Genomic DNA, 11,361 nt, shown 5'->3' with positions numbered 1-11,361 from the left:
ATTTTTCTGGATGATTAATCATATTGACTAACCCCCTTAACACTTGATTATATATATGATATATTTCTCTCCCTTGCTCCGTTGATATATACTGGCATTTAACGGCAAATTTTAGCCACACCTGCGTTTCGGCACTTTCGGCTTCACAGTCATTTAACTTAGCAACAAATGATGCTTGATATCTTCTCTTTCTCCAGGCTTCTGCTAGATTAGCACATACGGCACGAGATGAACGTCGAATTTGGTCAGTTAGAGAGTATCTTTCTTCTAGGGGAAATTGTTTTGATATTTCAAAAATAGTCATAGCTGCATCAAACGCTTTTTGATAAATAATTAGATCTTCATGAGTTTTGATGGTTTTTTGGTCTTCTTCCTTGTCCACTTTCCCTCCAGGTCTTCCAAGTCTTACCCCCATTATACCGTTAAGGTAAAAAACCTACCCTTGTGAGGCAGGGGGGATGGGGGCTAGGGGGGATGGAGAGAGGTTTTCCCCCAGAGGTTTTCCAGATCCCGTAGAAAAGTCAGAAGCTGGATTGATACATTATTAAGCCGCAAGTCCCTTATCGCGTTCAGTTAATCAAGCGGATCGCCCCTACTGTTTTATTTAGCTAATTCTGATGTGTTTAGGCAGGTTGTTGCATGGGTAAATCGGCACTCTTCCAAGCACTCCATGAACCGGGAATATTGATTACCTTTTCAAACCCATGCTTTTGTAGCAAACTGGCAGCAATAGACGCCCGATATCCACTACCACAGTAGGTGGCTAGGGTTTTATTTTTATCTAACTGATCCAGTTTTTCTTCTAGATGGGGAACATAAATATGTTCAGCGCCAGGGATGCAGCCACTGTGAAACTCTTTATCAGTCCGCACATCTAACACCGTGAGCGTTGAGTCTTCTTTGTGCTGATTCAACTCATGCACAGTCCACTCACCAAGGTGTTGCAAGGGTAGCCCAGCATTCTGCCAACTTTTCATCCCATCGTGGAGATAGCCGACTAAGTTATCGTAACCCACGCGGAATAACTGTTCGGTGGCGAGGGATAAGTCTCGCGCACTTTCTACAACGAGTAGCAGCGTTTTTTCTGGGTCAATCATCCAACCCATCCAGGTAGGAAAGGCAGATTGGAGGGCAATGTTAATCGCACCAGGGATATGTCCACCCCCAAATGCCAGCATCGAACGGGTATCGATGACAAGGGTATTTTCATCTGCCATCTTTTGTTGGAATTCTTGAGGGGAGAAGGGTTGCAATGTTGGCACACAACCTTTAATTGGTGCCCCTTTAGCGTTCACTTTTTTCAAGCGTGAGTAGTGAGTGGGGGGTTCTGGCATATCGCCCAAAATCCACTCGACAAATTCTACTTCGGTTCGCTCTTTAAAGGCGTCACTAAAAATTCGTTCATTCCCAATAGTACTTTGTTGTCGATCGCCAATGGATTTACCGCAGGATGAACCCGCACCGTGACAGGGATAGACTTCGACGCGATCGCCTAACGGGACTAATTTGTCGAATAATGAGTGATACAGTTGCGCCGCCTGTTTTTTCTCTGTCCCTGTACCTACTAAATCGGGACGCCCAACATCTAGATTAAACAGCGTATCCCCAGTCAGCACGCCAAAGGGTTCTTTCCCTTGTTGAGCATCATGAATTAATAGGCAAATGTGTTCTGGTGTATGTCCAGGAGTATGCAGGGCGCGAAGGGTAACTGTACCAATTTGTAACTCGTCTCCTTCACTCAGTTGCTGTATCTGGAATTGATAATCCTCACTCTTCCCGCCGTAAATTGTCGCGCCAGTACGGGCTTGAAGTTCATGGACACCGGATACAAAGTCTGCGTGGATATGGGTTTCCAGAATGTGGGTAATTCTCACACCACGCGATCGCGCTATTTGTAAATAGATATCTACGTCACGACGCGGATCGATAACGGCGGCTACACCCGCTTTGTCATCTCCCACTATATAGGATAGCAGCGCTAGTCCTTCGGTGTTAATTTGTTCTAAAACTAATGCCATGATTCTTTCTCCTATTAAGGATTAACTCCCTTGTGAATGCTGTGAAATATAGGTTTTGAAGAATTCTTTCATCTGAGGGGATTTCTCACAATCAAAGCCCATGTTTTTCCCTTTTTCCATGGCTTGTTCTGCGGTCATTCCCTCGCGAGTTGCCACATACATTAATGCCATCGCCCCTGAACGTAATCCACTCTTGCAGTGAATCAGGGCTGGTTTGGGCAGTTCTTCGATCTGCAGGAGAACTTGATTTGCCAGTTGCTCTGTCATCGCATCGGGTTTAACCGGGATATTGACATACTGCAATCCGGCGGCTTCGGCTTGCTGCTGTTCATCCCTAGCGAACCCCTCTTCGGAGGGCGATCGCAAATTTAATACAGATTTCACTCCCTCTTGAGCCGCTTGTTGTAGTTGCTCCGGCGTCACCTGATTCGTGGCTACGGTTAAGTTATCGTTAATCTTTTTGGCGTTTTCCATGAAAGTCTAACTCCTTGTTAGAATGTCAATAGTATAAATACTTATTTATATTCCATTCATAGTTTTGGCTGAAAAAGGGGACAATTCCTCTAACCTGAGAAGGATATTGTTTTCTATCTAAAGAGGGTTTCTATTTTGACAGGACTTACGCAGGGACACCATATATAGCGCACTAATAATCGGGCGATCGGGTACGTCACTATCATACCCCGTTGCCATTTCGCGATCGCTAAAATTGGTGATTGGTGATAGGTAATTGGTGAGTAGGAAAAATTATTCCTCATCTCTTGCCCCCCAAGCAGGGCGGGTGTAGAGACGCGCTTTTGAAGCGTCTCTACAAGGGGGTAACATTATCAGTCAAAAGAGCCCCTACAAATTGACGCCCCAGCTCCCCTCAACCCAAAATGCTTCCTCAAAAGTAAAAGATTGGCTGCTTATGTGTAGCCAATCTTGTCCAACATGTATTACAATTTCTCTTTCGACTGAATCTTAATTCACGGGTTCAAAATAGCTCCAGATATGCTCTGGAGCTTTTTCTGTCGTGCTATCATAACAAATTTTTTGCCAAAATGGGGATTTTGCCCCTTGTGTCATAATTTTTGCACAGAGCGTCAGCGTGCATCGATATGGGCAAACTCTTAGCAGGATGTTACCAATTCATCAAAGTCCTGGATACCGATGAATTGGGTCACACCTATTTAGTTATAGATATTCACCTTCAAGAGCATCCTAAATGCGTGGTCAAGCAAATCCGACTCCCGCCAAACTCCTCTCAAACTCGACAACTTATTCTCAGCCGTCTGGAAAAAACGTCACAATTGCTGAAAAAGCTGGGTCAACATGACCAAATTCCCCGATTTATCACCTCATTTGCCCAAACGAACCAGTTTTATCTCGTTCAAGAGTTTATTCCCGGTTATCCCTTAACCGACGAACTCATACCCGGTGATCCGCTGACCGAAAATCAGGTGATTACCCTGTTACAAGAACTCCTCAACCTCTTAGTTTTTGTCCATCAACAGGGTGTAATCTTAGGAAACCTCAAGCCTTCCACGATTATCCGTCGCCAAGGAGATGGCAAATTAGTCCTGACAACGTGGGGAGTTATCCATCAACTGAGCGCCCAAATCGCCCAATCATTCCACCAATCAGCCCCAAATCCGCGCCATCCTACTTCCGTTGATCAATCCTCCCAACCATTCCCAGAACACCTCCAAGTCAATGGCGACTTGTACGCCTTGGGAATAATCGCCATTCAAGCCATGACTGGATTATCCGCCAGTGAGTTAACGGAACTTAAACAAACGAACAATTCTCAACATGAAACCAGCGCTTGGCAAGCTTACACCCAAGTTAGCCCAGAGTTAGCCGCTATCCTGGAGAAAATGGTGCATTCTGATCGCCAGAACCGTTATCACAAAGCGGCGAGTGTACTAGCGGATCTCAGTGGTATCCCGGAGAGCAATCCAATTACTCAATTTTCCCTACCATCGCTACCAGAAATCAACCCCGCGATCGCGACAATTACGTTTCCTACTCGTCAGTTTAAACCCCAGGTTATCCTCGCGGCTATAGCATTAGTGGGAATCACAGCGTTAATCTTGGCTTATACCCTACACCTTCCGCAACGCCTAATGGCGCAATACTTTCTCCACCAAGGAAAAACCCAAGCACAACAGCCTGAGGTGGCGATTCAATACTATACTCAAGCCATTGCCTATCAGCCGCAAAATGCTACAGCTTACTATCATCGGGGAAAGATTTACGCTGATAGGGGAAAATCTCAGCTAGCCCTGGCTGATTTGTCTCAGGCGATTCAACTCAATCCCCAAAATGCTGACGCCTATTACCAACGGGGAAATCTTCGCCTTGAGTTACGCGATCGCCTTGGGGCTAAAGCTGATTATACCCAAGTTCTACAACGTGACCCTAATTTTACCCCGGCATGGGTGAATCGAGGTCAGATACAAGCCGAGTTAGGTAACGAAAAGGATGCCATTGACGATTATACCCAAGCCATTCAACTTCAACCCAATCTGGTCACGGCTTACCTGAAGCGCTGTCGTTCCCGTTCTAACCTCGGTAACCAAAAGGGTGCCATTGACGACTGTACCACCGCGATTAATTTACGACCGCATAATGCCCTAGGTTACCAAAACCGTGGCTTAGCCCGTCAGCGTCGGGGAGATATTCGCGGGGCGATAACGGATTATACAGTAGCAATTCAATTGAATCCAGAGGCGGCAGAACCTTACTATAACCGAGGATTAGCCCGTCAGGAAATAGAAGATATATCCGGTGCGATCGCGGATTACACCCAAGCCATTAAACGAAATCCTAACTATGCCTCAGCTTACTATGAGCGGGGGTTAGCCCAAGCCCAACTGGGAAATCGGTTAGCCGCGATCAAAGATTTACAGCAAGCGGCTCAACTGTGCCGTGATTTAGGTAAACTGGATTGTTATGAAGCGGCGCAGTCTCAACTGTCTAGAGTGTCGGTTCAGTAATAACACTTAGTTGCTCCTAAGAAATAAAAACAGTTGAAACTGCCCTGTTAACCGTTAAGTTGACTGGGATAGTAGTACAATTGGAGATTGTGTCCTTATTCAAAGTTGTTTATGCCGAAACTGAAAAGCCGTAGAGCAGCCGCCAAACGTTTTCGACCCACCGGAAGCGGTAAAATTAGACGACGCAAGGCGTTTAAGAGCCACTTACTGGAGCGCAAAAACTCAGGACGGAAGCGGCGTCTGTCGAAATTGAGTTTGGTCAATGAACGGGATGCTGATAATGTGCGCCTAATGCTTCCCTATTTTTAGACCGTTTAAAACGAATAACCATCTAGTTAGTATCAATTAGGAACAGTCAATGACAAGAGTAAAACGCGGTAACGTTGCACGTAAACGACGCAAGAAAATTCTCAAGCTGGCGAAAGGATATCGGGGTTCTCACTCCAAACTCTTCCGTACAGCCAATCAACAGGTGATGAAAGCACTGCGGAACGCTTATCGCGATCGCCGCAAGCGCAAGCGGGATTTTCGCCGTCTCTGGATTACTCGTATCAATGCGGCGGCTCGTCAGAATGGCATAAGCTACAGTCAGCTTATCGGTCAGATGAAAAAGGCAAATATTCAGATCAATCGCAAGATGTTGGCACAATTAGCTGTGTTAGATCCCGCCAGCTTTAACAAGGTTGTAGAACTCGCCAGCCAAGGAGCAAAGTAAGTTCTACAAGGGAGATGAGGGAGATCAGGGAACGGTGTAGAGACGTGCCATGGCACGTCTGGAAGATGAGGGTGGACTTTGACATCAATAGCTGCTTTCGTTCCCTAAACTCACCCCTACAAGCCAGGTTCCCTTGAGCGAAGCGAAGGGCTAAGTCGGGGCGGGTTTAGTCAAATCTGGGTTAAGGAAGAAATGATAGTAGTGAAACCCGCCCCGACAAACCAGGTTATATCGAGCGTTGCGAAGGTTTCCCCAATCACCAATCACCAATCCCTAATCCCAGATAGATGATCGCCCAAAGGTTTGTTAACGTCGGTGTAGCACTTGGATTGATTGGGATGACTCTCGTACAACCCCAATCAGCTTATCCGGCTGAATTGGCAGAAATTGAGCAACGGGGTCAATTAATTGTTGCGGTAAAAGACAATGTGCGTCCTTTGGGCTTTCGCGATGCGACGGGAACGCTAAAAGGACTAGAAATTGATATTGCTCGACGACTGGCGAAAGAACTGCTGGGGAGTCCAGAGGCTGTGGTTTTGCAGCCTGTGACGAATCGCGATCGCTTGAGTGTGGTATTTGAGGATCGGGTTGATATTGCGATCGCTAGAGTAACGGTAACGGATTCTCGCGCTCGCTTGGTCGATTTCAGTATCCCTTACTATTTGGATGGTGCAGGGATTATTACGAAAGATTCCTCAATCAATCTGTTGAGCGATTTAGACAACCAAACCATCGCTGTCCTTAAGGATTCGAGTACAATCGCGGTGATCAAGTATGCTTTACCCAATGCCCAATTAGTCGGCGTTGACTCCTACCAAGAAGCGCGTGCGCTCATTGAGGCGGGAGAAGCCAATGCATTTTGTGCCGATCAGAGTGTTCTGACTGGATGGGTGCAGCAATACCCAGACTATCGATTGCTCCCCTATCGCCTATCTGGTGCAGCCTTGGCGGTGGTGATGCCTAAAGGATTGCAGTATACCGCACTGCGACAACAAGTCAATCAGGCGATCGCACGTTGGCACGCCGAAGGGTGGTTAGCTGAACGTGCTGCCGCTTGGGGTTTACCATGAAGAGTGGAAACCCATCCCCTAGAGTTGCACGGAATTACAGGATTATGGATGAAACTCTGCCACAAATTTATCTAATCATATTGTTAGTCCTGCTTGGTGTTGCAGCTTTGGCGGTAATCCGCCAAGTCTTCAAAACCCGTAAAATCGAAAGCACCCTCTCAAAGCTGGAGAGAAAGCTGCAAAAAGAGCGGGGGACAGTCCAAGACTACTACGAGTTGGGCAGTATCTATCTGGACAAGAAACTCTTTGCTCAAGCCGTTATCCTATTCCAAAAGGGACTTAAAGCTCCAGATGCTTCAGAAACCAACCTAGCTCCTGTTCATAATGCCCTCGGTTTTGCCTACTTTGCTCAAGATCAGTACGATATTGCCATTCGCCAGTATAAGGAAGCCTTAAAACTAGAGCCAGATTATGTGACGGCTCTCAATAACTTAGGTCACGTTTACGAGCGCAAAAAGCTAACCGCTCAAGCGTTGGAGGCTTATGAAGCAGCGCTCAAGCATGAACCGAAGAATGAGACAGCCAAGCGCAGAGCTGAATCCCTCCGCAAGCGGCTAGTGCCATCCAGCAGCTAAATTTTCTGCGGCTTGAACCCTACATAGATCCTATAGAGACGTTGCCGGCAACGTCTCTACAGGTTGACAGGCTATTCCAGACTCATCTATTTTGTGCAGAAAAACTACCCAGATTATTACCTCACTCTGCTAGTTTTAGAATGCAATTTACATAATTCTTGATTATTGTTAACATAAGGTAACAAAGGTAATCAATTAAGGGCAGGATTAGTTCGCTATGGGATTTCTGAGTAATTTATTTGGGTTAAAGAGCAAGTACGTTGATGAGGAGACAGACGAAGTAGAACAGGCGACAGAAGCCCAAAAGCGACAAGCCTACTTCTTAGAGCCGGATGACGCCAAGACATTCGGTGATATTAACTATATGCGATCGCCCACATCTGTGAAGAAGCGATTTGCCAAAAAGAAAGATAACCTAGGGGAGGGCTTAGAACAGGTGTTAGAAACCTCTGCTTTTGGGCAAGTCATCCGTTCCAATAAGCAAATCAGCGCTACTCCTGAACCTCTGCCAACTCCTCAAAACCAGCCAGTGAGTGAGCCACAGCAAAAGAGTTTTGAGCGCCGCCGCGCTAACTCTAGCGATTCTGGCATGGATATGTTCCGTAAAATGGCTCGTGACATGAAAAAGTCGTAAGTCTCCATTGTTTACTCCTCTACTTTAGTCCGCGTAGGCGGACTTTGTTTGTTTAGCTGCGATTTCAATCGCCGTGGCAAAAAGGGGGTAATCTTGGAAACAGCTATACTTAGGTTGAATGGCACTGACTGGTATGCTGGTGGGCAATGCCCACCCTACGATATATCAAGGGTGGAGGCGATCTCAAACAGCTTATTTCAGTGCCATTGTACTTAGCTTTGCAGTTCGTTGAATTTGGCGCGAATGGTTTCCACCCGTTGGCGGTTTACACCTAAATCGGATTGTCCTAAACGCGATGCCGAACGAACCTGGATAACATTAGCACCTTCATCTAGTAAAAATTCTACATCATCGACAAATCCCATAAGCTTAGTTGTGAATTCAGCGTAGAGATAATTGTCGGTTTCCGTGATAATTTTGGTTTTTTCCATATTTTCAATCACGGTTTTGAGGTCAGCTATTGCCTTAGCTGGTGTTGATTTGTAGGTTAATGGATCAATTTGATGTTGGGCATCTTGATCTTGAGAGTTGACACAATTTGGCGTACTTGGACAAGGAGTTAACTTCCCTGACTCAATACCAAGATTTGTGGGTCGTTTTCCAGCAAACATAGCTCCTCCCGAAACAGTTAAGGTTACGCCTATAGAACAGGCAACAATGAAAATTAAAGCAATACAGATGATTAGAATAGATCTAATCGGGGAGCGTTTTTGAGCTTCTAAGGTCATAGTATTTGTCCTTTGTCATTTGTCCTTTGTCCTTTGCCTTAATTCATCATTCAGACAGGCTGGGTTTGAGGGAAAGTTACCATCAAGAGCGAGAGTAAATTACATCAACCTGCCCCTACTCCCCTTAAAACCTCACCATTTTACCCATCAAACGTCAAGGCTTGACCACGTATATCTGTGTGCAGTTTTCCCCGTTCATAAACCACTTGACCCCCAACAATAGTCATCACAGACCATCCGGTCAAGTTCCAGCCTTCAAAGGGACTCCAGCCACATTTGGTTAACAGTTCCTCTCGCCGCACCGGACGGTAATTTTCTAAGTCTACCAAGACCAAATCTGCATCATAACCGGGAGCGATCGCGCCTTTTTTGGGAATGCGATAGGCTTTAGCCACAGCCGTAGACATCCAGTTCGAGACTTGGGCAATAGTACAGCGTCCTTGTATAGCTTGGGTGAGCATTAATGCTAAGGATGTCTCCACTCCTGGCATTCCCGATGGACTATTGGGATAGGTTTGGGCTTTTTCTTCCAGGGTATGGGGGGCGTGATCCGTAGCAATAAAGTCGATGACACCATCTAATAGCGCTTGCCAAAGGGTGGCATTATCCTGAGGCGATCGCAAGGGGGGATTCATTTGCGCTAAGGTGCCGATTTTATCGTAGGCGCTGGTATTCAAGAGCAGGTGTTGGGGAGTGACTTCGGCGGTTACCCAACTGGGTTTATCCCGACGTAGTAACTCGGCTTCCTCCCCTGTAGACAGATGCAGAATATGCAGCCGTCGCTGATACTTTTTCGATAGTTTTAGGGCGAGTTGAGTCGCATTCAGGGCGGCTTGATTATCTTGAATCTGGGAGTGAATCGCCGGATCATTAATGCCGGCAAATTTTTCCCGCCGTTCCCGGATTCGGGCTTGATCTTCAGCATGAACAGCAATCAGCCGGGTTCCTTGGGCAAAAATGGGTTCAAGGGATTCCTCGCTATCCACTAATAGCCCCCCACGCATCGAACCCATAAATATCTTAATCCCACAGGTCGGCTGTGCCTCACGCAGATCGGGCAAATTTTCTGGCGTCGCGCCAATAAAAAAGCCGTAGTTAACCAAGCACTTCTCAGATGCCCGTTTCAGCTTATCGTCTAAGGCGGCTTGAGTCGTAGTTAGGGGGCGAGTGTTGGGCATTTCCAGAAATGAGGTAACGCCTCCCTTGGCACAAGCACAACTGGCGGTAAATAAGTCTTCCTTATGTTCTAAGCCGGGTTCGCGAAAATGAACTTGTGGATCGATGACTCCCGGCAACAATGTTAACCCAGTCGCGTCGATTTCCCTATCTGCCGAAGCTGAAATGTTTGGGGCAACCTGGACAATTTCTCGACCACGAGTGAGGACATCTGCGAGCAAAATGTCTCCTGTTGGCATGAGAATACGAGCATGGCGGATTAATAAGCAAGAGTCAGAGGACATAAGAAAATGCTAAAATTCCCAATAGCTTCAGTATTTCTACTTTAAAGCGAATTTTGTCCAGATACTAGAGGAACAGGTTCGGTTACAACCGCTTCGGTTAAATTAGAAGAGATGAGCCTCTAATTGGCTGATTTTCCTCCATCGTCCAACTCGTGATTGCTTAAGGTGATTAAACGGCTATGACTCGTGTCCCAAATCGAGATCCGGAAAAACAATCGGTACAAAAAGCTGAAAATCCGTGGGTAGAGGGATTCAAGACGATTGGCTTGAGTGTTTTTCTCGCGATCGGGATTCGCAGCTTTGTGGCAGAAGCGCGATATATCCCTTCGGGTTCTATGGAACCGACCCTACAGATTAACGATCGCTTGATTATTGATAAGATCAGCTATAACTTCCGTCAACCCCAGCGAGGAGATATTGTTGTCTTTTCCCCCACAGATGCGCTCAAGCAGCAAAATTTCAAAGACGCCTTTATCAAGCGGGTGATTGGGCTTCCTGGTGAAACCGTCGAGGTGAAGGGGGGACGAGTATACGTCAATGGTCAAGTATTGCGGGAACAATATATCGAAGAGGAACCCGAATACAGCTACGGACCTGTTACTGTACCAGAGGACAACTATTTGGTTTTGGGAGATAACCGCAATAATAGCTACGACTCTCACTACTGGGGCTTTGTCCCGCGTAAAAATATTATTGGCAGAGCAATTGTCCGCTTTTGGCCCATTAGTCGGGTTGGTGAAGTTGATGTGATCGAGTCTATTGCTCCAGAAGCTTCTCCTTGAACAGGGAACCTCGACCTCTCCCTGCATAAATGACTAGGGATTCTATAAGGATACTACGGGACGGATTGAAATCACGTCCCTTTGCAACTCCCTAACCTGCCTTCATCCAGAGATACAAAAACCGTCTGATCTTTTCGTCTCGTAAGTTCAACCATTTCTCTAGCTGTCTGCTGTAGGCTTTCGCCCTGTCTTTCCCATCGGGGTTATTCAATAGCACTGTTATTTTGCTTGGTTAATATTGTCTGGATTGATATTCGTTCTGCATATTCTCTTAGCAAAACCTTGGATATACCGTAGGGTGGGCATTGCCCACCAGCATACCAGTCAGTTGACATTCAACTTAATATAGTTGAGTTTATTTCCACTAACTTAATTAAATTCCATGTTGCTGGAAAGAA

Annotated in this window: 12 protein-coding genes; 7 read left to right on the top strand and 5 right to left on the bottom strand. The window is 46.2% G+C overall.

Annotated features, from left to right (window positions below; translation table 11 throughout):
- The 3 genes from RIM23_RS10980 to RIM23_RS10970 all read right to left on the bottom strand — a co-directional run.
- Window positions 1–415 (bottom strand): four helix bundle protein (locus RIM23_RS10980; RefSeq protein WP_446366988.1); only part of this gene is annotated, 415 nt, incomplete at its 3' end.
- A 208-nt stretch (window positions 416–623) separates the two neighbouring features.
- Window positions 624–2,018 (bottom strand): MBL fold metallo-hydrolase, encoded by a 1,395-nt coding sequence (locus RIM23_RS10975; protein ID WP_446366986.1) that lies wholly within the window; start codon window positions 2,016–2,018, stop codon window positions 624–626.
- 21 nt (window positions 2,019–2,039) lie between these two features.
- Window positions 2,040–2,492 carry a beta-lactamase hydrolase domain-containing protein gene (locus tag RIM23_RS10970; protein ID WP_446366984.1) on the bottom strand — a complete coding sequence of 151 codons (453 nt, stop codon included), beginning with the start codon at window positions 2,490–2,492 and terminating at the stop codon, window positions 2,040–2,042.
- Between the two features lie 626 nt (window positions 2,493–3,118).
- Here RIM23_RS10970 and RIM23_RS10965 point away from each other — a divergent pair.
- The 6 genes from RIM23_RS10965 (at window position 3,119) to RIM23_RS10940 (ending at window position 7,993) form a co-directional block, all read left to right on the top strand.
- Window positions 3,119–4,999 (top strand): tetratricopeptide repeat protein, encoded by a 1,881-nt coding sequence (locus RIM23_RS10965; protein WP_446366982.1) that lies wholly within the window; start codon window positions 3,119–3,121, stop codon window positions 4,997–4,999.
- A 111-nt stretch (window positions 5,000–5,110) separates the two neighbouring features.
- Entirely contained in the window at window positions 5,111–5,308 is a 198-nt protein-coding gene (rpmI, locus tag RIM23_RS10960) for a 50S ribosomal protein L35 (RefSeq protein ID WP_446366980.1), read from the top strand.
- A gap of 49 nt (window positions 5,309–5,357) precedes the next feature.
- The gene (rplT, locus tag RIM23_RS10955) at window positions 5,358–5,714 is read left to right on the top strand and encodes a 50S ribosomal protein L20 (RefSeq protein WP_446366978.1); all 357 of its coding nucleotides are present in this window, start codon (window positions 5,358–5,360) and stop codon (window positions 5,712–5,714) included.
- 338 nt (window positions 5,715–6,052) lie between these two features.
- The gene (locus RIM23_RS10950) at window positions 6,053–6,784 is read left to right on the top strand and encodes a transporter substrate-binding domain-containing protein (RefSeq protein ID WP_446366976.1); all 732 of its coding nucleotides are present in this window, start codon (window positions 6,053–6,055) and stop codon (window positions 6,782–6,784) included.
- A 44-nt stretch (window positions 6,785–6,828) separates the two neighbouring features.
- Entirely contained in the window at window positions 6,829–7,359 is a 531-nt protein-coding gene (locus RIM23_RS10945; protein ID WP_446366974.1) for a tetratricopeptide repeat protein, read from the top strand.
- 217 nt (window positions 7,360–7,576) lie between these two features.
- Entirely contained in the window at window positions 7,577–7,993 is a 417-nt protein-coding gene (locus RIM23_RS10940) for a hypothetical protein (RefSeq protein WP_446366972.1), read from the top strand.
- A gap of 212 nt (window positions 7,994–8,205) precedes the next feature.
- Here the strand turns inward: RIM23_RS10940 and RIM23_RS10935 are convergent, their stop codons facing one another.
- Together RIM23_RS10935 and RIM23_RS10930 are read right to left on the bottom strand one after the other, a co-directional pair.
- On the bottom strand, window positions 8,206–8,721 hold the full coding sequence (locus RIM23_RS10935) for a DUF1499 domain-containing protein (RefSeq protein WP_446366970.1): 516 nt from the start codon (window positions 8,719–8,721) through the stop codon (window positions 8,206–8,208).
- Between the two features lie 140 nt (window positions 8,722–8,861).
- Window positions 8,862–10,181: a dihydroorotase gene (locus RIM23_RS10930; RefSeq protein ID WP_446366968.1), complete on the bottom strand. Its 1,320-nt coding sequence runs from the start codon at window positions 10,179–10,181 to the stop codon at window positions 8,862–8,864.
- Between the two features lie 179 nt (window positions 10,182–10,360).
- On the opposite strand from RIM23_RS10930, the gene lepB reads away from it, so the two are divergent.
- Window positions 10,361–10,963: a signal peptidase I gene (lepB, locus tag RIM23_RS10925; protein ID WP_446366966.1), complete on the top strand. Its 603-nt coding sequence runs from the start codon at window positions 10,361–10,363 to the stop codon at window positions 10,961–10,963.
- The last annotated feature ends 398 nt before the right edge of the window (window positions 10,964–11,361 follow it).

This window comes from Coleofasciculus sp. G3-WIS-01 (genome assembly GCF_040223135.1).
Taxonomy (GTDB): Bacteria; Cyanobacteriota; Cyanobacteriia; order Cyanobacteriales; family Coleofasciculaceae; genus Coleofasciculus.
Note: the sequence above shows the minus strand (reverse complement) of the source record. Positions and strands in the feature narration are given on the sequence as shown.